The 25053-nt window shown below is 69.3% G+C and carries 22 protein-coding genes; 5 read left to right on the top strand and 17 right to left on the bottom strand.

Going from position 1 to position 25053, the window contains the following annotated elements:
* Positions 1 to 15 precede the first annotated feature (15 nt).
* The 7 genes from QA861_RS12940 to QA861_RS12910 form a co-directional block, all read right to left on the bottom strand.
* The gene (locus tag QA861_RS12940; protein WP_334588480.1) at positions 16 to 4446 is read right to left on the bottom strand and encodes a DUF6531 domain-containing protein; all 4431 of its coding nucleotides are present in this window, start codon (positions 4444 to 4446) and stop codon (positions 16 to 18) included.
* Between the two features lie 7 nt (positions 4447 to 4453).
* Complete coding sequence (locus QA861_RS12935; protein WP_334588479.1) at positions 4454 to 4765, bottom strand: hypothetical protein; 312 nt, start codon at positions 4763 to 4765, stop codon at positions 4454 to 4456.
* A gap of 220 nt (positions 4766 to 4985) precedes the next feature.
* A complete protein-coding gene (locus tag QA861_RS12930) occupies positions 4986 to 5390 on the bottom strand; it encodes a nucleotidyl transferase AbiEii/AbiGii toxin family protein (RefSeq protein ID WP_334588478.1) in 405 nt (134 codons plus the stop codon).
* The gene (locus QA861_RS12925; protein ID WP_334588477.1) at positions 5390 to 5893 is read right to left on the bottom strand and encodes a type IV toxin-antitoxin system AbiEi family antitoxin domain-containing protein; all 504 of its coding nucleotides are present in this window, start codon (positions 5891 to 5893) and stop codon (positions 5390 to 5392) included. The genes QA861_RS12930 and QA861_RS12925 overlap by 1 nt, the downstream gene beginning before the upstream one ends.
* A 926-nt stretch (positions 5894 to 6819) precedes the next feature.
* The gene (locus tag QA861_RS12920; protein ID WP_334588476.1) at positions 6820 to 8244 is read right to left on the bottom strand and encodes an aldehyde dehydrogenase family protein; all 1425 of its coding nucleotides are present in this window, start codon (positions 8242 to 8244) and stop codon (positions 6820 to 6822) included.
* Between the two features lie 43 nt (positions 8245 to 8287).
* Positions 8288 to 8851 carry a hypothetical protein gene (locus QA861_RS12915; RefSeq protein ID WP_334588475.1) on the bottom strand — a complete coding sequence of 188 codons (564 nt, stop codon included), beginning with the start codon at positions 8849 to 8851 and terminating at the stop codon, positions 8288 to 8290.
* The gene (locus tag QA861_RS12910) at positions 8848 to 9609 is read right to left on the bottom strand and encodes a thioesterase II family protein (protein ID WP_334588474.1); all 762 of its coding nucleotides are present in this window, start codon (positions 9607 to 9609) and stop codon (positions 8848 to 8850) included. The genes QA861_RS12915 and QA861_RS12910 overlap by 4 nt, the downstream gene beginning before the upstream one ends.
* A gap of 205 nt (positions 9610 to 9814) precedes the next feature.
* On the opposite strand from QA861_RS12910, the gene QA861_RS12905 reads away from it, so the two are divergent.
* Positions 9815 to 10162, top strand: a complete 348-nt coding sequence (locus tag QA861_RS12905) for an acyl carrier protein (protein WP_334588473.1) — start codon at positions 9815 to 9817, stop codon at positions 10160 to 10162.
* A 99-nt stretch (positions 10163 to 10261) separates the two neighbouring features.
* On the opposite strand, the gene QA861_RS12900 is transcribed toward QA861_RS12905, so the two are convergent.
* Both QA861_RS12900 and QA861_RS12895 read right to left on the bottom strand, forming a co-directional pair.
* Positions 10262 to 10429, bottom strand: coding sequence for a hypothetical protein (locus QA861_RS12900; RefSeq protein WP_334588472.1), 168 nt, complete (start codon positions 10427 to 10429; stop codon positions 10262 to 10264).
* A complete protein-coding gene (locus QA861_RS12895; protein WP_334588471.1) occupies positions 10426 to 11712 on the bottom strand; it encodes a beta-ketoacyl-[acyl-carrier-protein] synthase family protein in 1287 nt (428 codons plus the stop codon). The genes QA861_RS12900 and QA861_RS12895 overlap by 4 nt, the downstream gene beginning before the upstream one ends.
* 302 nt (positions 11713 to 12014) lie before the next feature.
* Between QA861_RS12895 and QA861_RS12890 the strand changes: the two genes are divergently transcribed.
* On the top strand, positions 12015 to 13016 hold the full coding sequence (locus QA861_RS12890; protein ID WP_334588470.1) for an ATP-binding cassette domain-containing protein: 1002 nt from the start codon (positions 12015 to 12017) through the stop codon (positions 13014 to 13016).
* A 122-nt stretch (positions 13017 to 13138) separates the two neighbouring features.
* On the opposite strand, the gene QA861_RS12885 is transcribed toward QA861_RS12890, so the two are convergent.
* Positions 13139 to 14170 (bottom strand): ferritin-like domain-containing protein, encoded by a 1032-nt coding sequence (locus QA861_RS12885; RefSeq protein WP_334588469.1) that lies wholly within the window; start codon positions 14168 to 14170, stop codon positions 13139 to 13141.
* 245 nt (positions 14171 to 14415) lie between these two features.
* Between QA861_RS12885 and QA861_RS12880 the strand changes: the two genes are divergently transcribed.
* A complete protein-coding gene (locus tag QA861_RS12880; RefSeq protein WP_334588468.1) occupies positions 14416 to 16155 on the top strand; it encodes an acyl-CoA dehydrogenase family protein in 1740 nt (579 codons plus the stop codon).
* Between the two features lie 52 nt (positions 16156 to 16207).
* Here QA861_RS12880 and QA861_RS12875 read toward each other — a convergent pair whose 3' ends face one another.
* From QA861_RS12875 to QA861_RS12865, 3 genes are all read right to left on the bottom strand, one after another.
* Positions 16208 to 17614 carry a helix-turn-helix domain-containing protein gene (locus QA861_RS12875; protein WP_334588467.1) on the bottom strand — a complete coding sequence of 469 codons (1407 nt, stop codon included), beginning with the start codon at positions 17612 to 17614 and terminating at the stop codon, positions 16208 to 16210.
* Between the two features lie 151 nt (positions 17615 to 17765).
* A complete protein-coding gene (panD, locus tag QA861_RS12870; protein WP_334588466.1) occupies positions 17766 to 18137 on the bottom strand; it encodes an aspartate 1-decarboxylase in 372 nt (123 codons plus the stop codon).
* Positions 18138 to 18623: 486 nt separating this feature from the next.
* Positions 18624 to 19349, bottom strand: coding sequence for a 4'-phosphopantetheinyl transferase family protein (locus tag QA861_RS12865; RefSeq protein ID WP_334588465.1), 726 nt, complete (start codon positions 19347 to 19349; stop codon positions 18624 to 18626).
* Positions 19350 to 19561: 212 nt separating this feature from the next.
* Between QA861_RS12865 and QA861_RS12860 the strand changes: the two genes are divergently transcribed.
* Both QA861_RS12860 and QA861_RS12855 read left to right on the top strand, forming a co-directional pair.
* A complete protein-coding gene (locus QA861_RS12860; protein ID WP_334588464.1) occupies positions 19562 to 20557 on the top strand; it encodes a helix-turn-helix transcriptional regulator in 996 nt (331 codons plus the stop codon).
* A 157-nt stretch (positions 20558 to 20714) separates the two neighbouring features.
* Positions 20715 to 21563, top strand: coding sequence for an ABC transporter permease (locus QA861_RS12855; protein WP_334588463.1), 849 nt, complete (start codon positions 20715 to 20717; stop codon positions 21561 to 21563).
* An 86-nt stretch (positions 21564 to 21649) separates the two neighbouring features.
* Here the strand turns inward: QA861_RS12855 and QA861_RS12850 are convergent, their stop codons facing one another.
* The 4 genes from QA861_RS12850 to QA861_RS12835 form a co-directional block, all read right to left on the bottom strand.
* On the bottom strand, positions 21650 to 22912 hold the full coding sequence (locus QA861_RS12850; protein WP_334588462.1) for a cytochrome P450: 1263 nt from the start codon (positions 22910 to 22912) through the stop codon (positions 21650 to 21652).
* A gap of 2 nt (positions 22913 to 22914) precedes the next feature.
* Positions 22915 to 23676: an SDR family NAD(P)-dependent oxidoreductase gene (locus tag QA861_RS12845; RefSeq protein WP_334588461.1), complete on the bottom strand. Its 762-nt coding sequence runs from the start codon at positions 23674 to 23676 to the stop codon at positions 22915 to 22917.
* Between the two features lie 106 nt (positions 23677 to 23782).
* Positions 23783 to 24841, bottom strand: a complete 1059-nt coding sequence (gene gntD / locus QA861_RS12840) for a guanitoxin biosynthesis L-enduracididine beta-hydroxylase GntD (protein WP_334588460.1) — start codon at positions 24839 to 24841, stop codon at positions 23783 to 23785.
* Positions 24841 to 25053: an MbtH family protein gene (locus tag QA861_RS12835; protein ID WP_334588459.1), complete on the bottom strand. Its 213-nt coding sequence runs from the start codon at positions 25051 to 25053 to the stop codon at positions 24841 to 24843. The genes gntD and QA861_RS12835 overlap by 1 nt, the downstream gene beginning before the upstream one ends.

Genomic DNA, 25053 nt, shown 5'->3' with positions numbered 1-25053 from the left:
CTCAGTGGTGCCCCATCAGCCTTCCTTGACTACCCTGCCCGGGTACTTTGCCACTTCTTCCCTGAACTCGTTGAGCATGCCGCTCGGGATCCCGTAGAGGTCGTCTCCCATGGTCGGGTCCGAGATCTCGGGACAGATCTTCTTGAGCTTCCTCCACTCCTCCTTGGTGAACCCGAGTCCGTCCGGCTGCTCCTGAGGTATCGCGGTTCTTCTGATCTTTTCCCTGAACTCAGCCGAAACCTGGAACTCCACGATCTGTCCGCCCTCACCACGGAACCGAACCGTGTGGCCGATGTCCCCGCTCAGGTTGACGTACAGCGCTCCCTTGCCGGTGATGGTCACCGAGCCGTCCTCGCCGATGTGGATGCGCTTGCTCAGCGGGTGATCGGTCTGCTTGCGGTACGCGTTGATGAGGTCGTCATCGCAGCGCGGGGCGAGACCGAGCGGGTCGGTCCAGATGTGCGGGTTGCGGACGTACGTGGAGGGGTTGGGAGCCGGGGCGAGACCGAGAGGATCGGGGGTGAGGTAGCGCGCGGTCTCCGGGTCGTAGTGCCGGTGGTAGTTGTAGTGGAGGCCCGTTTCCGGGTCGAAGTACTGGCCGGGGAACCGCAGCGGGGTGTAAGTGGTGCTGTCGGCCGTCCAGGACGTCGCGCCCCAGAGCGTGGTGCGCGTGCGCCAGGCGATGGTGCCGGATTCGTCTATGAGTTCGGTGGGGGTGCCGACGAGGTCGGTGACGATCGCAAAGAAGCGGGAGTCGATCACGTCCTGCGGCGCGTCGAGGGCGCCCACGCGCTCGGTCTGCGCGATGGGGTGCAGGCTTTGGTGGTCCCAGGTGAGGGTGACAGTCCGGGGCAACTCGTCTGCGGTGGTGGTCTGTTCGCAGAGGGTGGCGCCATCCCAGGTGAAGTGCGTCTGTTCGGTCACCGTTACGCCGTCCGCAGCCAGGCGTTGCTTTGCGATGCGGCGCCCGAGCGGGTCATAGAGGTAACGCCAGTGGGTGCCGTCCGGGGTGACGACGGAGGTGAGACGGTCCTCGGAGTTCCAGGTGTAGTGCCAGGTGTCGGGTTTCCGGGACAGGCGGGTTTTCTGGCGCAGCGTGATGCGGCCCGCCGCGTCGTGTTCGTAACGGATGCTCCCGGCGCGGGTGAGGCGTGTGCCGGCGTAGGCACGGGGGCCGGTGGCTTCTTGGCCGGGGTGGGTGGCGGGCCAGGAGGCATCGGTCTGGTTGCCGGCCTCGTCGTAGGCGTAGCGCTCGGTCCAGTCCGTGGCGTGGACCCCGGTGACACGGCCTGCCCCGTCGAGGTCGAAGTGCCGTGTGCCGTTCAGCTGGTCGTCCAGCCGGATGAGGCTGTTGTCACCTCGGTAGGTGTAGCCCCGCCGCTGGATGTCTTCGCCGGCCGCGTCGCGTACGTACTGGGACGTGAGGCGGCCCCGGTCGTCGAACGTGTGGGCCAGGGTGGTGGTCGTGTCGATGAGGCGGCTCAGTTCCCGGCCGCCCGCGTCGTACGCGAAGTCGATCCGGTGGCCGCCGCTGTCCAGCAGCGTGCGGCGGTCCGCCGCGTCGTAACTCCAGCGGCTGGTCGCGCCGGTGGGGGTGGTGCGCTGGGTGCGGCGCCCCAGCAGGTCGTATTCGTACGCGGTGGTGCGGTCGTTGACCGTTTCGGACAGCAGCCGGCCGGCGATGTCATGTTCGAGCAGGAGCGTGGCGTCGGGGGTGGTCGCCGTGGCGAGTCGGCCTGTGAGGGTGTAGCCGAATGAGGTGACCTGGTCCGGGGCGCTCTTCCGGGTGACCTGGCCGAGTTTGTCGCGCTCGAAGTGGCTGGTCTGGCCGAGTGCGTTGGTGCAGGCGGAGAGTCGGCCTGCCGCGTCGTGACGGTAGGTGATGGAACGGCCGTCGAAGTCCGTCTCGGATGTGAGGTTTCCGGCCGGGTCGTAGAAGTAACTCCAGGACAGGTCCTGGGGGTTGGTGACGCTCGTGATGCGGAGTTCGGTGTCGTACGTGAAGGCGTGGCGCACGCCGTCCGGGCTGGTGCGAGCCGTGAGCAGGTCGAAGTGGGTGTATTCGAAGCGGGTGACGGCGCCCAGGGCGTCGATGTGCGCGACGCAGTTGCCCTCGGCGTCGTACTCCCATGACTCGCTCGTGCCGTCGGCCGCGATGCGACGGGTGGGCTTGCCTTCCGTCGACCACTCCAGACGGGTCACGTTCCCGAGGGCGTCGGTGATCGTCCCGGGACGGCCGAAGATGTCGCGGGTGTAGCGGGTGGCCGCTCCCAGCGCGTCGGTGATCTCGACGGGGAGTCCGGCCCGGTCACAGCGGACGCGCGTGGTGTGGCCCAGCGCGTCGGTGGCGGACGTCAGGTGCCCCGCCCTGTTGTAGGTGAAGCGGGTGATCGCTCCTGCCGGGTCGGTCACCGCGATGCGGTCGCCGTGCTCGTCGTACTCCTGGCGCCAGACCGCGCCGTCAGGGCCCGTGATGGTCGTGGGCAGACCGAGTGCGTCGTACTCGGAGGCGAGCTCCTGGCCGTCCGGGCGGACGACCGCGACGACCCGGCCGTTGTCGTCGTAGCGGTAGCGCGTGGCGTGGCCGAGCGGGTTGACGATGGCCGTCAGCTGGTGGTCGCCGTCCCACTCCTGCCAGGTGCTCGCGCCGAGCGGGTCCGTGTGCCGGACGACGCGGTATGCCTCGTTGTACTCGTACTGGTTGGTGTGCCCCAGGGAGTTGGTGGCGGTGGTGGTGCGAGTGGTCTCGTCGTAGGTGAGGGTGCCGGAGAGGAACCCGTCGCTGCCTTCCGTACGGACGACACGTCCCTGTTCGTCGTACGTGTAGCGGTAGTCGGTGCCGTTCCGGTCGGACCAGGAGGTGATCCGGCCGGCCTCGTCGTAGGCGAACCGCATGGGAACGCCGGACGAGTTGCTGAGCTCGGTGAGATGTCCGGCCTCGTCGTAGCCGTAGGAGACGATTCTCGTGCCCTGGGCCTCGGGGTGCTCGGGGTCGAGGAGGCGCAGGGCGGCGATACGGGGCTGATCGGGGTGCCGGTCGAGCGCGATGCGGTAACCGCCGCTGTGGGTGACCTCGGTGGGGGTGCCGTCGTCGCCGTACTGGACGGTGATGCGCTGACCGTTACGGTCCACGATCGTCTGCAGGGGCAGGTCCACCGCGGTGTCGTCGTCGGTGGGGCGGGGACTGTGGAAGACGTAGGCGAAGCCGGTGTCCGGGTCCGTGATGCGCAGGGCACCGTCAACCTCGTCGTCCCAGGCCAGGGCCAGGCGTGCCCCGGATTCCGGGTGGACGGGTTCCGCGGTGTCGGGGGCGGGGTACGGGAAGATCAGCCGTGCGCCGTCTGGTGCGGCATAGATGATGCCGTCGTCGTCGGCCTGGAGGCGCTGGTCGAGTGTGGAGGCCCAGGACGGGCCGAACCAGCCGCCCCACCGGTAGGACGAGAGATGCGTCCGTTCGAGGACCAGCGGCAGCGTGCCGGGCAGTCGCACATCTGTCTGCCGGAGCAGCATGTCGCCGCTGACCACGTCGATCGGGTCGAACTCGCACTTCTTGAACATGGCCCGGATGGAGGCGGGGAGTTTCTCCCATTCGCCGGGCCGTAGCTTGAGCCCGGACAGGCCGGAGCCGTCGAGTTTCAACGCCTTGCTGAGCTTGGCGAGTTCGCTGGGCTTGAGGGCCTTGAGTCCTTTGCCGAGGCCCTTGGCGAGTACGCCGGCGCCGACGCCCAGGATGGCGCCCTCGGCGAGGAGGGTGGCGAGTTTCTGCGGGTCCTTGAACGCGCCCGGATCGTCGAGGGCGGCGGCGAAGGCGGAGAACTTCATGCCGTCCGCGGCCAGCTTGCCGACCGTGGCGATCGCCTTGATCTCCTTGAGAGCCTTCAGCGCGCGTTCCAGACCGCGGATGGCCTCCATGACGGTGCGGACGACGGATCCCATCCGGGTGCCGGCCTGCTCGATCCTGGCGACCAACGCCACGATCTTCACCGCGCGTTCGCCGGCTGCCAGGCTGGAAGCGATCGAGGAGAGGCCGGCGGTGAGGACGTCCAGGGCCAGGCCGGCGAGTTCGAACTCGATGATCTCGGCGAGGACGACGCCGATCTCGGAGAGCAACTCGTGTGCCTCGTCGGCGAACTCGTCCAGCGCCTTGGCCCCCTCGCGCAGCGCGTGCGCGGTGTCGTCGGCCTGCTTGCGCACGGTCTTGGCCCGTTTGTGGAAAGCCTTGGCCGCCTTGCCCTCCCACTCGACGTCCCGCAGCGCCTTCTCGGCGTCACCGCTCGCGTCTTCCAGAGCCTTGGCCATGGTCCGCCACTTCTTGGCGATCTCCCGGATGCCGTCGGGGTCGACGGCCGGGTCGGTGATGCCGAGGAACTCCAGGCCGCTGGCCAGCGTGTCACCGAAGGCGTGGTTGGCCTTGCTGATCCAGTGCAGCGGGTTGAGGTCGACCACGAGCCGCTCAGCCCTTCTTTGCGCGGGCAGCCGCGGCGAGCAGGATGTCGAGCAGGTCGAAGGCGTCTGATATCTCACCGATCAGCTTGGCCTCGTCGTTCCATTCGTCTGCCAAACCCTGGGTGACCTTGGCGATCGTCTCCATGCCGTCGCGGATGTCGTCGGTGGCGCTGAGCAGGGAGCCGAGGGCGCCGAACGCGGACAGGTCGTGCGAGGCGGCCTTGAACTCCTGCAACGGCTTCGTGGTGTGGTGGTGCAGGTGGCGCAGCTCTGAGGCTGCCTTGTGCAGCGACGCTGCGTCCTTCGCCAGGTCCGACACGACGCCTGCCCGCCCCCGTGATTCACCGTGTGCACATGCCAACCGATAGACCGTAGCGAGACAGGTTCTGCGGAAGGCATGGACAACGCCAAGACCGAGTAAAGCCGATGCTGGGTGAGGAGTGTCGGGCGGGGCGGTGCCTCGCCCGACAGTGGTTGTTCAGCGGGTTTCCGCCTGGATCTCCTGCAAGCGGCAAGCAGATCGCGCGGCTGAGGCAGGGCTACCTGCGGCTCGCCGCGGGTGAGGCGCCGGTCTGGAGCGACGCGCGGGGCGGCCGGAGCACGACCCTCCAGAGCGTCGCGGGATCGAATACGACTCCGTCGTCGATCTCGGTAGCGGCGATGACCGCGATCCTGTGGACGATCTCGGTTTCGGTGCCGGGGAACGAGCGGCCGAGGATGTCGATGTCGCGGGTCATCCGGCGTGCGCCGAACTGGGCGAGGAGTAGGCCGCCCTTGAGAACGAAGTGGTCCCGGCCAAGGGGCGATGCGGCCAAGCGATAGAGGAACCGTTCCAGGACGTACTCGACCATGATCTCGTCCGTGGACCGGCTGGTGCGGCGGGCCAGGTTGCGCAGGTCGTTGTAGACGCGGCCGGCGGTGGTGTCACGCGCGGGGTCGGCCATCAGGCGAGCACCGCCTCAACGGCGGGACGGATGACGGAGAGAGCATCCAACTCGCGTGCGACTTCCTGGAGTTCGCCGATGTCGCTGCGTCCGCCCCGGCGCAGATAGCGACCGAGCGCGGACAGTGCGAGGGTTTCGCCGATGCGGCTGCGGTGGCGCATCGCGTCGACGACGCTGCGGGCGGCGTTGTACACGGGGATGGATTCTCCCGGGGCTGCTTCGAACCGTTCGGCGCCGAGGGCGAAGGTCTTCGAGGCGTACTGCGCCACCACGGTCGGCGGGTAGTGGATCGTGGGGCGGCGTGTACCGCGCGGCACGGCGATGTGTACCGCTGCCGGGATGTCGTCGATGAGTTCATGCAGCGCCAGGGCGGACTCACCGCATACGACGGCACGTGGAGCCCGTGCGCACACGGCCAGCAGATCTGCGTGCGCGGTCTCCGGTGCGTCTGCCCGTCGGTAGACCCCCCGGGACAGTTCGTCTGTCTCTCCCCTCGCAACCAAGGACGCCAGATCACGAGGGGAGAGCAGGACCTGACGTGCCTGGCCGTCGTGAACGTGGGGGAGAGGCTGGTCAGCCGCTGCTCCAGGCGCGAACTCTCCGCAGCCCCGGGGCGGATGGGAACGGTGATTGAGGATGTCACGGACCCCCAGGTCAGTGCCCATCCCCTCAGCACTCGATGATGTTCACCGCCAGCCCGCCCCGAGCCGTCTCCTTGTACTTGACGCTCATGTCGGCGGCTTTTAATCATGGCGTTGACCCGCGGATTTGTTCTGGACGGGCTTGCCTTGAGTCCCGTCGGGGACTTTTCGGGGACTTCTTGCCGAGGGCAGCCTGCGATGTGTCCGATGGTACGTGACGTGCCTGCGAGAGTCGGGTCGTTGGTTTCGTGCAGGCATCCGATCGCTTCGTTGGGCCCCGTACTCGTAATGCGTAGGTCTCGGGTTCGAATCCCGAAGGCGGCTCCATGGTGAACCCCAGGTCGGGCCTCTGACCTGGGGTTTTCCTTTTCGGGTGACTGTGCAAAATCGGATGAATAGGGCACCTGAAGTCTGTGTGCCGTAATGCGTAGGTCGGGGCTTCGGTTTCTGTGACGAGATCCGCAGCCTGAGTCTCTGACCTGGTCTTTTGTCTTTTCGGGGAGTCGGGCCTGGCGCGCGGGAGACTCTATGGTGGACAGCCGGTGGACAGCTGTGCTTGATGCCTCGTCAGAAGCTTCCTGCTCGTCCCGAACGCTGCCGCTGCTCGGGTGATCGCAGGAGCGTGTTCAGTGGCGTTGGACTTGTGCTGTTCCTGCAGACAATGGCGAGGGGTCTCGATCTCTGTGTTCATGGCGCGCAGGGTGGGCGTGCCGACTGGAGGGGGACGCCGTTCACTGTGGCGTACGTGGACAGGACCGCAACCTCGCCACGGCTCCGGCGCCTCGATCTCACAGTTGCAGTGATTTCGTCTGGAGGTACTCCATCAGGCCGTGCCGGCCCAGTTCGCGGCCGATGCCGGACTGCTTCCAGCCGCCGAAGGGGGCCAGGGGATTGAAGCGAGCGCCGTTGATGTCCACCTGGCCTGTGTTCAGGCGGCGGGCGAAGGCCACCGCTTCGGGCGTTTCGGCTGACCACACTGCGCCGGAGAGCCCGTACACGGAGTGGTTTGCCGTGCGTACGGCGTCGTCCTCGTCCTCGTACTTCATGATCGAGAGAACAGGGCCGAAGATCTCCTCCTGGGCGACGGACATGTCCGGGGTGACGTCGGCAAAGATCGTGGGGCGTACGAAGTAGCCCCGTGGAAGGCCATCGGGCGCCTCGGGTCCGCCGGTGACCAGGCGTGCGCCCTCCTTGATTCCGCGCCGTACGCAGTCGAGTACGCGGGCGCGTTGACGGGCGCTGACCAGCGGGCCCATGCGGGTCGCGGGGTCCACAGGGTCGCCCGGGGCGTACTCGGCGGCGGCGTCGGCGGCCAGCGTGACGGCCTCCTCGTACCGGCTGCGGTGGACCAGCATGCGGGTCCAGGCGCTGCACGTCTGTCCGGAGTTGGTGAAGACGTTGGTGACGCCGGTGCGGACGGCCGTGGTGTGGTCCGCACTCGGCAGGATCACGTTCGGGGACTTGCCGCCGAGTTCCAGGGCGACGGGCCTGATCATGCGGGCGGCGTGCGCGGCGACCTCCTTGCCGACGGCGGTGGAGCCCGTGAAGGACACCATGTCCACGTCCGGATGTTCGGCCAGGGCCCGGCCCGCCACCTCGCCCACCCCTGTGACCAGGTTGAAGACGCCGGGCGGCAGTCCCGCGGCGGCCACGCACTCGGCCAGCAGTCGGGCGGTGAGTGGGGTTTCCTCCGCCGGCTTGACGACGATCGTGCAGCCTGCGGCGAGGGCGGGCGCCACCTTGGACACCATCTGGTGCAGCGGATAATTCCACGGCGTGATCGCGCCGACCACGCCGACCGGCTCCAGCAGGACCGTGGAACGGCCGATCCGCTCCTCGAAGGGGTGCCGGGCGGCCAGTTCCGCGTAGGAGTCGAGGACGGCGAGCGGGGTGCGGACGTGCGCCAGCCGACTCAGCGCCAGCGGGGACCCCAGCTCCGCTGTGATCGTCTCGGCGAACTCCCTGACACGCGCCCGCAGTTCGCGCCCCAGGGCGGTCAGGGCCGCCGCCCGTTCGGCCGGGGCTGTCGTGGCCCAACCGGGGAGCGCCGACCGCGCGGCGGACACGGCGGCGTCGACGTCGTGCGCGGTGCCGGCCGGCACCGTGGCGATGACACGCTCGTCGGCCGGGTTCACCACGTCGGTCGACTCGTCCGTGGCCGCCGGCCGCCACGCTCCGGCCGTGTACATCCCGTGGTGTTCGTAGACCTTCATCGCGTCCGGTTCCCGCCCTTCGCTCGGTTCCTCGCGCCGTCCCTCATCGGGCCGCCGGTACCGCTCCGCCGTCCGTGACGCGCAGCGGTGCGCCCGCCTTGCGGCGCGTCATGACCACGTGCTGCACGGCGAGCGTGACGCCCATGCCGAGCCAGAGCGCGTCGGCGTTGAACGGTTCGTGGAACGCGACGGCTCCAATGCCGCCGAAGACCAGCCGCGCGGCCACGGTCAGGAGCCACAGGAAGAGGATCCGCCGGTCGCCCTTGCGGAAGACGCGTCCTTCGGCGTCCCGCCACATGGGGAAGGCCGCTCCACGCCAGAGGCCGAAGGCGACCGAGGCGAGCAGGGAGAGGACGAGCAGGGTGATGCTCGCCGGCTTCATCTCCGCGGGTCCCGGCGGAACGCAGCCGCGGACGATGAGCACGGCTACCCAGAAGAACATGCGGTTCGTGACCTGCTGGGCGGTGAACTGGCGTATGACGATGATCGTCGTGATGCCGACGATGAGGAGGGTGTTGAAGTAGGTGGTGAAGTTGCTGCCGTCGTCCTTTGCGGCGAGCTCGCCCGCCAGAGTCAGCCCGGCGTGCAGGGTGTGGGGGTCGGTCACGGTCGTTCCTCCTCGGGGGTCCCGCCGGCCGGCAGGATCTCCCGCACGAATTCCATCAGTTGGGGGGCGTGCGTCTGGTGATAGGAGTGACCGCCCGGCATGACCGTGAAGGAATGGTCGCCCGCCGCGCACTCCTTCCAGTGCCGGACCTGCTCTGCGGTGACGACCTGGTCCTCCTCACCGCAGAGCGCGTGCAACGGGGTGCGCACCGGTCTCGGATCGGTTACAAGATACCGTTCGGCGAAAGCTATGTCGGTGCGTATCGTGCGTAGCAAATAGGCCACATAGTCCGAGTAGTTCAGCAGTTCACGGGGCAGCCCGTCGCTGTTCACCAGCCACGCAAGCAGCTCCTTGTCGGGGGCGTCCGAGATGGTGCCCGTGGGGGGTGTCTGCGGAGCGCGCGAGGCGGAGACCAGGGTTGCGAGAGGCGCCGGCGCGCCCTGTTCCTCGATGCGGAGCGTGAGCTCGTAGGCGAGGGCGCCGCCGAAGCTGTGACCGAACAGGACGTAGGGCACGTCCAGTTCGGGCAGGAGCCCTTGGTACAGGGCGTCCACCAGGTCGTCGAACCGGGCCGGCATCGGGTCGGCCTCGCGGGTGCCGCGGCCCGGCAGTTCCACCGGCGCCAGTTCGACGCCCTCGGGCAGGTGCGCGCGCCAGCTGGAGAAGGCGCCGGCGCCCCCTCCCGCCTGCGGCAGGCAGATCAGACGTACGCGCGGTGCACCCGCCGTGAGGCGCCCTGTGATCCAGCGGTTCTCCATGCCGGGCATGGTGTCCCGCCGTCGAGGGCCGGGACCAGGCAGGATCTCCGGCAGTCTCGCGGCAATTGGCGCCGGGCAGGCCGCGCGCGGGCAGGTGTCCGCTTGCCGGTCGGCTTGCCTGGTGAGCGGGCACCGCGCCCCGGCACGATGACGCACGCCGAGCCTCGACACCCGGCTCGCACGTCGTCAGAAAGAGAGCTCGCACATGTCCGAAACCGATGTCGTGGTGAGTCCGGCGGAGATTCCCGACCTGGTCTGCACACTCGTTCGCCTGGTCGCTCCGCAGAAGGTCGACAAGGTCACCCCCGGCCTCCGCCTGATCGGAGACCTCGGCTTCCACTCACTGGCGCTGGCCGAGCTCGGCTTCACCATCGAGGACCTGTTCAAGCTGGAGGCGATGACCCCCGAGGTCGCGATGTCCCTGGAGCGGGTCGAGGACATCGTCCGGCTGATCGACGGCCATGTGGAGGACGGCTCCATCTCGCTGCCGGACACCTTCGAGGTGAACTCCATCTGCGCGCGCTACGGAGCGTCCTGGCCGGCCCAGGGCTGAGGCCGCGCCGGCCGCGCGGCGTACGGCGCGGAACACGGCGGTGGCGCCGACGGGGAGCAACTACCCGTCGGCGCCACCGTGCTTGTGCCTTCGTGCGCGCTACTCGGCCTCCCTCTCCCGTGCCGAGGTCCGCGGCGCCGGCGCATGGCCCGCCGCCCCCGTCCAGGGAAGCAGCACGGCCCGCGTCAGCTCCCACGCGGACGCCAGGTTCATCAGGTCCGGGTCGCCGGACGTCTCCTGGGGCGCGGTGCCCTCCGCGGCACTCACGCGTGGTCCCGGAAGGCGAGGACGACGTTGTGGCCGCCGAAGCCCGCCGAGTTGCTCACGCCCGCGAGGGCGCCCCTGGGAAGGGTCCGCGGCTGGTCTCGTACGACGTCGAGGCCGATCCGTGGGTCGAGGTGCTCGATGTTCATCGTCGGCGGCGCCGTCCTGTCGCGGAGCGCCAGCACGCTGACGAGTGCGGCCAACGCCCCCGAGGCGCCCATGAGATGACCCGCGGTCGACTTGATCGCGGAGACCGCGTAGCCGGCGCCCGCGCCTCCGTCGTCGCCGAGGACGGAGCGGATCGCCAGGCTCTCGGCGAGGTCGCCCTGCGGGGTCGAGGTGGCGTGCGCGTTGACGTGGGCGATGTCCTGCGGAGTCAGGTCGGCGTCGGCCAGCGCCTTGCGCAGGGCGGCGGCCGCGCCCCGGCCGCCCGGCTCGGGCGCCACGATGTGGTGGCCGTCGGCGCTGATGCCCGCCCCGGCCAACTCGGCGTGGACGTGGGCTCCTCGGGCCCGAGCGTGCCGTGCCGACTCGAGGATCAGGACGGCGGCGCCCTCGCCCATGACGAAACCGTCGCGCTGCGTGTCGTAGGGGCGGGAGGCGTGCTCGGGGTCGTCGTTCCTGCGGGACATCGCCTTCATGCTGGTGAACGCCGCGACGGTCAGCGGATGGATGATCGCCTCGGTGCCTCCGACTGCCACGACGTCGGCGCGGCCGAGCCGGATCATGTCCAGGCCCGCGGCGATGGCCTCGGCGCCGGCCGCGCAGGCGGAAGTGGGGGCGTGCACCCCGGCCCGCGCGTTGATCTCCAGACCGACCTGTCCGGCGGAGCCGTTGATCATCATCTTCGGCATGGTGTGGGGCGACAGGCGCCGGGCTCCCCGGGCGCGCATCTGCTCGTAGCCGTCGACGAGGGTGCGCAGCCCGCCGATGCCGCTGCCGAGGACGACCCCCACGCGTTCCGCGTCCGGCTGGCCGGTCTCCCCGGCCCGGCCGAAGAAGCCGGCGTCCGACCAGGCCTCCCGGACGGCGATCAGCGCGAACTGGCCGGCCCGGTCCAGTCGGCGCAGTTCTATGCGGTCCAGTACGGCGTCGGGGTCCGTGGCGGCGCGCGCCGCGATGCGGACGGGCAGATCCTCCGGCCAGTCGTCGTCGAGGCGTACGGCCACCCGGCGGCCGTTGAGCAGTGCGGCCCAGCTGGACTTCACGTCCCCGCCGAGCGGTGTCGTGGCGCCCATTCCGGTGACGACAACGTCGTCGACGCGGGCCCGTTCGGTCGCAGACATAAGAAGTCCCCCAGCCGTTCGGCGAATGCGATGGGAAAGGAATCCGGCTGGACAGTGCGCCCCGTGGAGAATCCCCTTGAATCTCGTCGTGGGTCGGCTGCCATCCGATCATCTCGCATCATGACCGTGTTCCGATGCGCGGGACAGGTATCGGTTCCGGCAAATGGGTCGATGCCGTCGAAACGTCAGCGGCAACATTGCGGCAACCCGTCAGCAATTACGGCCGTATCCATTCCGCGTCCCACTCGGCCGCGCCAATCATGGAATTCCCATCCGCGAGGAAGACACCGAGGAAGATACCTATGACTCCAGCCATCCGTGCGGAGGGCCTGGTCAAGACGTACCAGGGCAGGACACCGGTACGAGCCCTGGACGGCCTGGATCTCGAAGTGCCCGCAGGCACGCTGCTCGGGCTGCTCGGGCCCAACGGCGCGGGCAAGACGACCACGGTGCGTGTGCTGACCAGCCTGCTCAAGGTGGACGCGGGCCGCGCCACCGTCCTGGGCCGGGACGTCACCACCCAGCCGGACGAGGTGCGCCGCACCATCGGACTGTCCGGCCAGTACGCGGCCGTGGACGAGACCCTGACCGGGCGCGAGAACCTCGTCATGGTGGGGCGCCTCTACCACCTCGGGCGGAAGGCCGCGCAGGCCAGAGCCGCCGAACTGCTGGACCGCTTCACGCTCACCGGCTCCGCCGACCGCCAGGCACGGACGTACTCCGGAGGCATGCGCCGCAGGCTCGACCTGGCCGCGTCCCTGGTCGCGGCGCCGCCCGTGCTGTTCCTCGACGAACCCACCACCGGCCTCGACCCGAGCAGCCGGATCAACATGTGGGAGGTCATCGGCGACCTGGTGCGGGACGGGACCACCGTGCTGCTCACCACGCAGTACCTGGAGGAGGCTGACCGGCTCGCCGACTCCATCGCCGTCGTGGACGGCGGGAAGGTGATCGCGCGCGGCACCGCCGACGAGCTGAAGCGGCAGACCGGCGGGGAGCGGATCCGCCTGGTGGTCCGTGATCCGCGGCGGCTGCCCGAGGCCGCCGAGGTGCTCACCGGGCTCGGTGCGCGCCCCGCCGAGTACGACGAACGCAGCCGCGAGGTGGCCGTCGCCGTGCACGGCGGCACTGCGGTGCTGGCCCGCGCGCTGCGGCTGCTGGAGGACGCGGGGATCGCCCTGGAGGACGCCGGGCTGTCCCGGCCGACGCTGGACGACGTCTTCCTCAGCCTCACCGGCGACGGCGGGCGGCGTCGCGACGGCGACGTGGCCGCGAGGGACGACCTGGTGCCGGCCGACGCGTGAGGTGTCCCGGCCGGGTCGGTACGCGCTGGGCGTCCGCACGAGGAAAGGAACCGGGTTCCGTACCGGCGGAGAGTGCGCCGATACGGAACCCGGTTCCTTTCCTCGTGCGGTGAGGACCGGGCTCAGGCGAGGTTGCGGAACGCCTCGGGCCGCGCCAGGTTCTCCGTCAGGAACAGGTCCCTGAGCTTCGGGGTGAGCAGCCCCAGCTGCCGCAGCAGATGGATGACCTGCTGGAAGAGGAGCTGGCGGTAACCGAACATCATCGGGTCCGTCTGCGCGAACTTCACACCCTTCTCGACGTCGAGCTCCATGCGCTCCCAGACCTCGCGGAGCAGAAAGCGCCGGGACATCAGGTGGACCGCCTCCAGCAGGAACTTCTCCCGCTCGTCGAGTTCCTTGGAGGTCATCCCGTCGTACAGGCCCGCGAGCGCGACCGAGCCGAACCCGACGTGCCGTGCCTCGTCCCGGGCGATCATCTTGGTGATCGAGGTGATGATGGGGTCGCCGAAACCGCTGCCCGCGAGCCGGGTCGCGGCCAGTGCCAGCCCTTCGACGATGACCTGCATCCCCAGGTAGACGACGTCCCAGTTGGACTCCGCGAGCAGGTCCCGCAGCAGGGCCTTGAGGCCCGGGTTGATGACATAGGACTCGCCGAGTTTCTCGTCGATGTACTTGGCGTACGCCTCCACGTGCCGTGCCTCGTCCGCGACCTGGGAGGCCGCGTAGATCTTCGACTCCATGTCGGGGACCGTCTCGACGAGCCGGGCGGTGGTGACCAGGGCGCCCTGTTCACCGTGCAGGAACTGGCTCACCATCCACGCCTGGTACTGCCAGCGGAACTCGTTCAGGAGCTCCTTCGGTACGGGGCTCTCGTTGCCCACCACGAAAGTGGCCACGCCCGCGCTGTACGCGTCGTCGAGAGGGGCACCGAACCGGACGTCGTAGTTCCAGTCGATGGTGGTCTCGGCATCCCACTGGGATTTCTTGTTCTTCTGATAAAGGCTCCAGATACGGTTGTCTCGTTCGCCGTAGTCCCAGTTGAGGCAGGCTCGGATCGATGCGTCCACCTCCATGAGATCCGTCCTGGTCTGCTCCAGGGTGACGAGAGTCGGGTCCGTCTCGGATTCCGACTCGCTGTGGGATATGTCAGCCATCGATGTGGGGTCCCCTTTCCCTGCCGCTGCCCAGCAGCCGACAGGACGACTCAGTTCGCGCCAGGCACACTTTCCGGTTTCCCGTGTCCGGTCAGCCAGGTACGGGCCGGGCAACTTCACGGCAGCCTCAGTTGCCGGTGCCCTGCCTGGAATCGCCGTCCGCGCGCACGCGAAAATGGCCGGTAAACCGAACGGCATGGCCGATGTCGGCGAACCACATTCCCCGTAATTCAGGAGATGCCCTTATGGCGCAGGCAGCGAACAATCGGCCGACTCATGAAATCGTCGCGGATCTGGAACGCACGCTGGGCGACCCGATGGAGGGCGACGGCCCCTTCAGCTTCGCGTCGATCGTGGCCCACGAGGAGCGGGAGGAGCTGCCGCCGGGCGCGACGGAGTTGGCCCGGGAGTGGGGGTTCCCCCAGTTCCTGGTGCCGCGTGCGTTCGGCGGCAGACTGAACAACCTCGAAGAGGTCTTCGTCCTGACGCGCTCGCTCGCCCGCCGGAACCTGACGGTCGCGGTGATGTTCGGTTCCGCGCTGCTGGGTGTCAACCCGGTCTGGCTGTGGGGCGACGAGGAGCAGCGCAGGCGGGTGGCCGACGGGCTGCTCGCCGGTGAACTCGCCTGCTTCGCGGTGTCGGAGCCCGACCACGGAAGCGATCTGCAGGGCAACGCGACGACGGCGCTCGCCGAGGGCGACACGTTCGTGCTCACCGGTGAGAAGTGGCCGGTCGGCAACGCCACCCGCGGCCGCTTCGTGACGGTGTTCGCCACGGTGGAGGGCCGCGGCCAGACTCTGCTCCTGGTCGACAAGGAGCAGCTGGAGCCGGGCAGCTGGAGCAACCACCCGTTCGTGCGGACGGCTGGTCTGCGCGGGCACGACCTGAGCGGCATCGTCTTCGACGGCGCCAGGGTCCCGCGCGGCGCGGTGCTCGGGCGCAACGGCGCCGGTCTGGTCGAGGTGCTCAAGGCGCTGCAGATCACCCGTACCGCGATCGGCGCGCTGTCGATCGGGACCATGGACTCCGTCCTGCGCATCGGCCTCCAGTACGCGCACGAGCGCTCCCTGTACGGCACCGAGATCTACCAGTTGCCCGTCATCCGCCGGCACCTCGTCCACGCGCACCTCGATCTGCTGATCGCGGAGTGCACGGCGCTGCCGGTCGCCCGGGCGCTGTCGGTGGCACCGTCCCGGCTGAGCATGTGGTCGTCCGTGGTCAAGTACCTGGTCCCGGTGATCGGCGAGGAGGTGATCCAGGACATGGCGCGGGTGCTGGGCGCCCGCAGCTATCTGCGTGAGGGGGTCGCCTCCGGCATCTTCCAGAAGCTCCAGCGCGATCACGCCATCGCGAGCATCTTCGAGGGCACGACCCACGTCAACCTGCACAACATCGCGGCACAGTTGCCCAACCTGGCGCCGCACGCGCAGGACGCGCAGAGCGGGGGGGAAGACGTCCTGGAGGCCCTCTTCGACTGGAGCGCGGAGGCCCCGGCCTGGCAGCCCGCGCACCATGTCCTGCAGCTGACGAACGCCGTCGAGGACGAGATCACGCGCGGCTGGAACGACGCTGTGGCGGAGGCGGCCCGGATCGCCGCGGAGTGTCTGGAACCGGCCGAGGCCGCCGATCTGGCGAAGGTGCTGGACGCGTTCGGCTCCCGCCGAGCCGTGTTCTACACCCGTCTGGCGGCCGCGCCCTCCGACGCCGCGTCGGTGGCGGGCCAGGACCACGCGGCCGAGCACTGCGTGCATCACGCGGCCGCGTCCTGCCTCTACACGTGGCTCCACACCTTCCGCTCCGTGCACGGCGCGCCGTCGACCACCGGCTGGCTGATCCTCGCCCTGCAGCGGCTGCTCCAGCGGCTGGAGCCGGCCACGGAGCTCGCGCCGGACTATCTGCCGGAGATCGAGTACGCGATGGACGAGAGCCTGAAGACCCCGTACCGCTTCTCGGTCGGGTTCTTCAAGGAGGCCGCAGGCCGTTGAACGCGAACGGTGGTGCCCGGGTCCGCCACGGACCCGGGCACCACCGCGCACCCTACGACGCCTGCGGCATCAGCAGGCCGTCCGGTTCGAGCGACTGGCACAGCTCGTCCTCCCGCAGAGCGGCGAGGTATTCGCGGACGAGCGAGAAGGTCTCGTACTCGTAGCGGCGTCCGCGGCGGATGCGTACGAGCGAGGCGTCGGCGAGTTCACCGAGCAGGCCGATGACACGCTCCGGCTCGCCCTCGTCGTCCACCCGGTGGCCGCGCAGCACCTCCTCTGCCGTGAACACCCCGCGTATGGCGGCAATGTGACGGAGCATCAGCCACTGCTCGGAGGTGAGTGGCTCCAGGCTCCAGCGCATGCTGTCGGTCAGCGTCCGGTGCCGGGACAGTCCGCTCGTGTCGATCCGGTCCAGCAGGTGCAGCGACGACTCCGTGCTCACCAGCAGTTCGGCCGGCACCGACCGGACCCGGCGCGCGGCCAGTTCGATCGACAGCGGCAGTCCGTCCAGGCGCGCGCACAGCGCCGACACCAGGGGCAGCCGGCCGCTGAGGTCCAGGGTGGGCACACCCGAGCCGACCCGGCGCAGAAACAGCTCGACGGCCGCGGGCATGCCGTCGTCCTCCGCGGCCTCCGCGGCCTCCGCGGCCTCCGTGGCCAGCGGCTCCACCTCCCAGGTGTCCGCGGAGGGAGCGGTCAGCGGCCGGCGGGAGGTGACGACGAAGTGCGGCCGGGGGTGGTACTCCATGAGCTCCCGGGTGAGCCGGGACACAGCCCCCACCACGTGCTCCGCGCCGTCCAGGACGACGAGCAACTGCCCCTCCGTGTCGCCGGACCCGGTGGGCGCCAGGCCGGTCTCGCGCAGTACGGCGGAGCGCACTGTCTCGTAGGCCCGGGCCGCGCCCTGCTGCTCGCCGGGGCAGGCGGCGAGGTCGACGACCACGACGCCGTCCCGGCACAGCGGTTGCAGGCGGGAGGCGGCCGCGAGAGCGAGGCGCGTCTTGCCCACCCCACCCGGCCCCGTGAGCACCAGTAGCCGGCTGCGCCGGGCGGTGCCGACCGCATGGCGCAGGTCGCCCTCCCTGCCCACGAAGGCGTCGAGCGGAGGGCGGGTGCCGCGCCAGCGGGCGGGGTCGACCGTGTCCGCACCACGGTCCCGGTCGCCGCGCTGCGCGGGGATCCAGACCTGGGGCGGCGCGCCGCCGCCGGTGGACAGGCCCGACTGCGACAGCGAGGACAGCGTCGTGCCGAACGCCTTCAGCAGCAGCTCGATCGATGTCCGGCGCGGATTGGTGTTGGCGCCCGTCTCCAGATTGCGGATGGTGCGTACGCTCACTCCGGAGCGCTCGGCCAGCTCCTCCTGTGTCCAGCCGACCGCCCTGCGCCGTCCGATCAGGTACTCGCAGATCTGACGGACATCCATCAGCTCGACCATTCCCAGGTCAGCGGAGTGCACCATGGAATGAACCCCTCCCCCATGCCGTCCAACACTTTTCGTCAGTCACGTCACACACGTGTGTACGCCGCAGGGGGAGCGGGGCCGTGACCCCGCCCCCCTGCCGGACCCTCCGTCTCCCCGCCCGGCACCCGCCCGCGGGGTCGCTCACCTGCTACGCGGCGGGGTCGTTGCCCACCTTGACGATGTCGTTCTCGCTGTTCACGAAGACCACGCGCGGTTCGAGCTTCGCGGCTTCCGCGTCGTCCACCGTGGCGTATCCGATGATGATGACGATGTCTCCCGGGTGGACCAGCCGGGCCGCGGCCCCGTTGATGCACACGACTCCGGACCCCCGCTCGCCTTCGATCACATAGGTTTCGAGACGGGCGCCGTTGTTCACGTCGACGATGTGGACGAGCTCGCCCGGCAGCAGGTCGGCCTCGTCCATGAGGGTCGGATCGAGCGTCAGTGAGCCCACGTAGTTGAGGTCGGCCTCGGTGACGGTGGCTCTGTGGATCTTCGACTTGAGCATGGTGCGCTGCATGGTCCGGCTCCTTCAGTGGGCTGTCATTGGCGACGAAGCACACGGAGGGCAGGCCGCGTCCAGAACTGCGTCCCCGCCCCCCCCGTAGCGCTGGATGAAAGCGGTCAGCCGAGCCGACCGGAAATCACACAAATGGGCACCAGGTCCCAGCCCAGTGAGTCCGTGCTTCCCCCGCTGCCGTCCGTGCGGCAGGTGATCTCGATGCCGGACGATGAATCGGCCTGAGCGGTTCCCCCAAACGCTGCCAGGGAAAGCAGCATGAGGCTTGCCATGGCACCGACGACTCTGGCTGTTCTGAACACGACTCCACTCCCGATTGAACATTCGATGGACTGGTCGGGACGTCGCGATTCTCCCCCGCGATCCCCCGACCTGAATCTTGCTCGAATGCCCTGCCGAATCGGAAGGGAATTCCGTGGCAGGAAATACCGGCTGTCGTAAGTGCGCCACAAGGTGAAAGGAAGGTAAGGAGCGGCCGATGGACCGTCAGTCTCCCTGTGGACGCGGTGAGTTCGGCAGCGCGATGGCGCTCAGCAGCAGGCCGCGGGCGGCACGCCAGCGGCCCGTCAGGGTCTCCAGGCCCTCCAGTCGTACGCCGTCGGCCGTCCGCGCGGGCACCAGGATCCGCGCGGTGAAGGTGCCGTCCGGCCGCAACTGGACGTCGGCGTCCTCGTAACCGAGCCAGCTGCCGGCCAGCGGGGACCAGACCTTGTAGACGGTCTCCTTGACGCAGAAGAGGAGCCGGTCCCAGGCGATGGTCGCATCGTGGCTGGTCATCCGGGTCAGTCGTGCCCGCTCCTCGGGGGACATCACCTTGGCGGCGACGGCTCGGGGCAGTGGCTCGTCGGGCTCGGCATCGATGCCGAGGGCCCGGAAGCGGAAGGCGTGGCCCACCGCGGCGGCCCGGTACCCCTGGCAGTGGGTCATGCTGCCGACGGCTCCTTCCGGCCATCGGGGCGCGCCCCTGTGGCCGGGCAGCAGCGGGGCGGCGGGCAGTCCGAGGGCGGTCAGGGCCAGCCGGGCGCAGCCGCGCACGGTGGTGAACTCGCGACGCCTTTCCGCCAAAACTTGATTTATCAGACCGACCTCTTCGGGATGCAGCGCCATCGCCGCGGCCGGGCCGGAGTCGCCGAAGTCGTCCACGGCCTCGACGCCCGAGGGGAACAGCCCCCTGAGCAAACCCCCCTGTGTCGCGTCAATGTTCTTGGTCAAGTCATTGCCGATTCTTTTAAGTTGCCCATCGGTCCAGCTTGGCCCGTATGCCCGCACCATCACTGGGTAAACTGTCGTTGCGGCAAGCCTTTCGCTGGGCGTGGCGCGTTGCAAAATCACTCACTCGGGCCGCACCCCGAGCATGAGAGACGTTTTGCCGGTGCGACGCTCCACAGAGCGGCAAGGCGGAACACGGGGGGAAGTCATGGATCATGGGTAGCTTTTTGGACGGGTTGGGGCTCGACGAATCGGCGGAAGCGGTCTATCGGGTGATCCTCGGCCGCAAGCGCTGGCATGTCGAGGAAATAGCCGAACACCTTTCAGAGCCGGTCAGTCATATACAGGAAACAGTGGAGCAGTTGGCCGAGTTGGAACTCGTGCAGCTCCCCGACGGCCATCAGAGCACGGTGCTCCCCGAGGATCCACAGCTCGGACTCCAGGCCTTGCTCCTGCGTGACGCGGCCGAACTGCGCACCAGGCACGAGCAGTTCGAGCTGCATCGGGCCGCGGTGTCCGACCTGCTCGACGAGTTCGCCGACCTGTACCCGTCGGTGGACCAGAAACACGTCGAAAACCTTGTGGGTGTGGACGCGATCCGTGAACGCCTTGTGGAACTGGCGCGTTCCGCGACGCGCGAATGCCTTGCATTCAATCCCGGCGGGGCTCAGTCGGAAAGCAGCCTTGCCGCAAGTATGCCTCTGGACAAGGAGGTTATCAGCAGGGGAGTGTCGATGCGCACGGTGTATTTAGACAGTGCGCGCACGCATCCCCCGACAGCGCGGTATGCGTACTGGTTGACCGAATTGGGCGGCCAGGTGCGAACGGTTCCCACACTGCCCCTTCGCATGATCCTCATAGACGGGGAAACGGCGCTGCTTCCCGTCGATCCGGAAAACACCAAACGTGGCGCGATCCAGATCACGATCCCCGGGGTGACCGCGGCGCTCGGCGCCCTCTTCGAGAAGGTGTGGACCACCGCGGAACCGCTGGGCTCGGAGGTCGAGAAGCCTGATGGCAGCGAACTGTCCCGGCAGGAGGCCGAAGTGCTGAACCTCCTCGCAGAGGGACACACCGACGCCGTGGTCGCAGCCCGGCTCGGGGTCTCCCAGCGGACCGTGGGCCGGATCGCCTCGGACCTGATGAGCCGGCTCGACGCCCGCAGCCGGTTCCAGGCCGGCCTGCGCGCGGCCCAGCAGGGCTGGATCTGAGCCGGGTACCGACAGAGCTTGCCCAGACCGGGCGTCGACGGGACCGTGCCTGGGCCCGGCATCAAGTTGCCGGTGCCCTTTCCTGGTTGTCGGGGCGTTCCCCTCGGCACGATGCGCTGGTACGCGTCCGTGCCAGGAACGCCGAGAGGAACGCACCGTGAGCGCCGTCAGCCCCCTGACCACCGCGACCGACGTGAGCAGGAAACCGTACGCAGGCATCGGCCATTGGTTCGCCGACGGCTGGGTTCTCACCCTGCGCAATCTGCAGCGGATGAGCCGCAATCCCGAACTGCTGGTCTACACAGCCCTTCAGCCGGTGATGCTGGTCCTGCTCTTCACCTATGTGTTCGGCGGGGCCATCGCCGTTCCCGAGGGCGCCAGTTACCGGGAACTCATCGTGCCCGGAATCATGGTGCAGACCCTGGCCTTCGCCGCCGGCACCACCTCGGTGGGCATCGCGGACGACCTCGCGAAGGGGCTCATCGACCGCTTCCGGTCGCTGCCCATAGCTCGCGCCGCCGTACTGACGGGCCGGACCACCGCCGGCCTGATCCAGAACTCACTCGTGGTGTGCGCGCTGGCCGGCTGCGGGCTCGCCGTCGGCTGGCGCGTCCACACGGGCCCCTTCCACACGCTCGCCGCCTTCGCACTGGTGCTGCTCTTCGCGTACGCCATGAGCTGGATCGGCGCGCTGCTCGGGCTCAGCGTGTCGTCGCCGGAGACCGCGAACACCGCGGGGTTCATCTGGATCTTCCCGCTCACGTTCCTCTCCAACGTCTTCGTGCCGACCCACACACTGCCCTCCTGGCTGCGCCCCGTGGCCGAGTGGAACCCGCTCTCGGCCACCGCTCAGGCGGTCCGCCACCTCTTCGGCAACGACACCGGCGTCGACGCCGCGTCCTTCCCGATGCGGCACGCGGCCGCCACGTCCCTCTTCTGGTCCGCGCTGATCCTGCTGGTGTGCGTGCCGCTGGCCGTCCGCAAGTACCGCGCCGCCGCCCTCTGACCGGCGGCGCGAGTCCGCGCGTACGGCTGTGGGGCCGAACCCAGGCACTTGGGTTCGGCCCCACAGCCGTACGCGCGGACTCGCTCTCAGGTCTGCGGCGGCCCGGCGCCCGGACGGTACTCGGGATCCCGCTCCAGGGTGACCGGCAGCGTCGCGAGGCCGCTGAGGAAGCTGGAGAAGACGCGCTGCGGCGGGCCCGTCACCGCCGGCGTGCCGACCATCGCGCGCAGCGCCTCCAGTACGGCCGAGATCTCCTGGCGGGCGAGGTGGGCGCCGATGCAGAAGTGCGGGCCGTGCGCGAAGGACAGGTGCTTGTTGGGAGTGCGCGCCACGTCGAAGCGGTCGGGGTCGGCGAAGACGCGCTCGTCGCGGTTGGCGGACACGTTCCACACCGTGACGACGTCGCCCTCCTCGATGAACTCGTCGCCCAGGAAGGTGTCCTGGGTGGCCGTGCGCCCGCCGTGCAGCGCCGGGGTCGTCCACCGCAGGACCTCGTCGACCGCCGTGGCGGTGGCGGCCTGCCCGCTCTTGAGCGCCTCCCACTGGGCGGGGTGCTCGACCAGGGCCTGCAATCCGCCGATCATGGCCAGCCGCGTGGTCTCGTGGCCGCCCATGATGATGCTGTAGCAGTTGAAGATGATCTCCTCGTGGCTCAGCGGGCGACCGCCCACCTCCTGCCCGACGAGCAGGCTCACGATGTCGTCGTACGGTTTCTCGCGGCGGGACTCCGCGAGTTCGGCGAAGTACAGCAGGAGCCCGTTGCGGGACGTCCAGGTGCTCTCCGTCGTGGGGGCGCCGTCCGTCGACGACAGGGCCGTCGAGGTGAGTTCGATGATGTGGCCGCGGTCGGAGACCGGCACCCCGAGCAGGTCGCAGATCGCGGCGAGCGGGATGTGGGCGGCCACATCGTTCGCGAAGTCGCACTCCCCCCGCTCGACGGCCTCCTCCAGCAGGCGCCAGGTGCTGCGGCGGACGCTGCGCACCACCACCTCGAGGGCCCGCGGCGAGAACGGCTTGTTCAGCACCGTGCGCAGCGCCGAGTGGTGGGGCCCGTCGGTGACCGCGAGCATCTTCCCGGCCGCCGAGTCGCCGCCGGCGAGCAGGGTGTCGAGGACATTGCCCCGCTCGGAGGTGTACGCCTCCTTGTTCTTGTAGACCGAGGCCACGTCGTCGTAGCGGGTGACGACCCAGAAGCCGGGGTGCCCGGCGGTCTCCGGCTGCCAGTACACCGGTTCCTCGGTGCGCAGGTGGCGCCAGACGTCGGTGAGGTCGTAGCCGGCGTGGATCCGCGGATCGGCGAGATCCGTCGTCGGCAGGTCGTCCGGGCCGAGCCGGGGGAGGTCGTACATCGTCAGCTTCCTTCGCTGGGAGGGATGAGCCCGGGGAAGAACGCCGTGGTCGCGCCGGCCGTCTCGCCGCCGTCGACGACGAGCTCCTGCCCGGTGACGAAGGCCGCCTCGGGCGAGGCGAGGTAGTGGAACGCGGCGGCGATCTCGTGCGGCGTCGCATGGCGTCGGGCGGGGATGCGCTCGTTGACCTCGGCGAGCATGGCGTCGCTGTACTCGGCGCGCTGCATCGGGGTGAGGACCGCGCCGGGGGTGACGCAGGCCGTGCGGACCACCGGGCTCAGCTCCATCGCGAAGGTCTGGCACAGCGAGATGACGCCGGCCTTGGTCGCGTTGTAGTCGGCGTACAGCGGATATCCGCGCGAGCCGTTGACGGACGCCGTGGCCAGCAGGACGCCGTGGCCGCGGCGCACCATGTGCGGGGCGGCGTGCCGCCACAGGGCGAGGACTCCCATCAGGTTGACGTCGATGGTGCGGCGCACGTCCTCCTCGGTGAGTTCGAGAACCCCGCGCCGGTTGCTGATGCCGGCGTTGGCGACGACCACGTCGAGGGAGCCGTACCGCTCGTGGACCTCGTCGACCGCCTCCCGTACGGCCGACCAGTCGGCCACGTCGACCTTGGTCCAGGGGATGCCGTCGGTCGCCCCGTCGGGTCCGGCCGGCGGGACGATGTCGAAGTTGACGACCCGGTCCCCATCGGCGGCGAACCGTTCGGCGACCGCTTGCCCGATGCCGCTGGAGGCACCCGACACCACAATTGTGCGCATTGCGGAAGAACCTTTCCGTGAATCGGTGACGGGGCGCCGACTCGAGTCGGCGCCCCGTGCTGACAGGGACCGGGTGACCCGCGGGCCGCGTCCGATCGAAGGTCGATCAGACGAGGATCCGGTGGCTGCCGGCGGTGAAGTCGCTCAGGTTGCGCCGCAGATCGCGGCTCACGGTGAGTTTCTTCAGCCAGCGGTCGGTCCCGTCGTAGCGGGCCCGGAACGCTCGGCGGCCATGCACGGCGCGGTAGTTGTCGACCACCAGCAGGCTGCCGGCGCCCACCACGACGTCCTGCTGGACCCGCTGCAGCTCCGCCATCAGACGGTCCAGGGCGGCCTCGGCGGCCGGATCGTCCCCGGCGCACCGCATGAACGGCCGGTCCAGGCGCAGATACGGGGAGAACCGGTCCCCGAAGAGCACCGCCACCGGTTCCGGGTCGCTCACCATCCGCCGGGCCTTGCAGAGGGCCGGATGGCTGGGGTCCCGGGCCTCCAGCTGCCGGATGTGCTCGTCGTCCGGGAAGATGTGGAACCGCTTCTCGGACAGCAGGCGCTGGTCGCCCTCGTCGAGCCTTACGTCACGCACGGAGGCCACGATGGTCGGCACCCGGTCGTGGTTGCGCAGCCCCAGCAGGAGCAGGTAGTCGCAGCGCTGGGGGTGGAAGCCGTCCTCGGTGTGGAACTCCAGCAGCGCCGAACTCCCGTAGCCGCTCTGGCACTGCTCGTCCCCCGCGACGGGCAGCACGTTCTGCACCAGCCGGCCCTTCTGGAGGGTCGCCCAGCCGAACGGCTCCCCCAGGACCATGCCGCACAGCGCGAGGTAGAGGTCGTGGTCGCGGGTGCTCTTCTGTTCGATCGCCGAGGACCAGTGGTCCGGCGTAGGACCGACCTCGTCGCCGGTCGGGAACCCGTGGACCAGGCAGGCCGCCGAACCCTCGTCCCGGGCGAACTCCTGGAGGAATCTGCGCAGCCCCTCCGGGATCCGCTCCGGGGCGTGCCACGCGCTCTCGTAGAACTCGGGGAGTGTCGGGTCACCACTGGTGTCGCGCAGGGACTCCAGCAGTTCTTCGAGGCCCGCGATGTCGTCCGCCGTGAGCGTGTACGAGGCGGGTGTGTCGGCGAGGACGGGTGTGTCGGCGAGGACGGGGGTGTCTTCCACAGCGGTCATCAGGCGGCCCCGCTCGCGGCTATGAGGCTCTTGGGCCGCATGTCCGTCCAGTTCTCCTCGATGTAGTCGAGGCACGCCTGGCGGGGGGCCTCCGTGTGCGCGACGCGCCAGCCCCCCGGTACCTCGACGAACGACGGCCACAGCGAGTGCTGGCCCTCGTCGTTGACCAGAACCAGGTACGTCGCGTCGGGGTCGTCAAAGGGGTTTGCCAC

Origin of the sequence: Streptomyces sp. B21-083 (assembly GCF_036898825.1) — a bacterium.
GTDB lineage: Bacteria > Actinomycetota > Actinomycetes > Streptomycetales > Streptomycetaceae > Streptomyces.
This window is presented reverse-complemented; position numbering and strand designations above follow the sequence as displayed.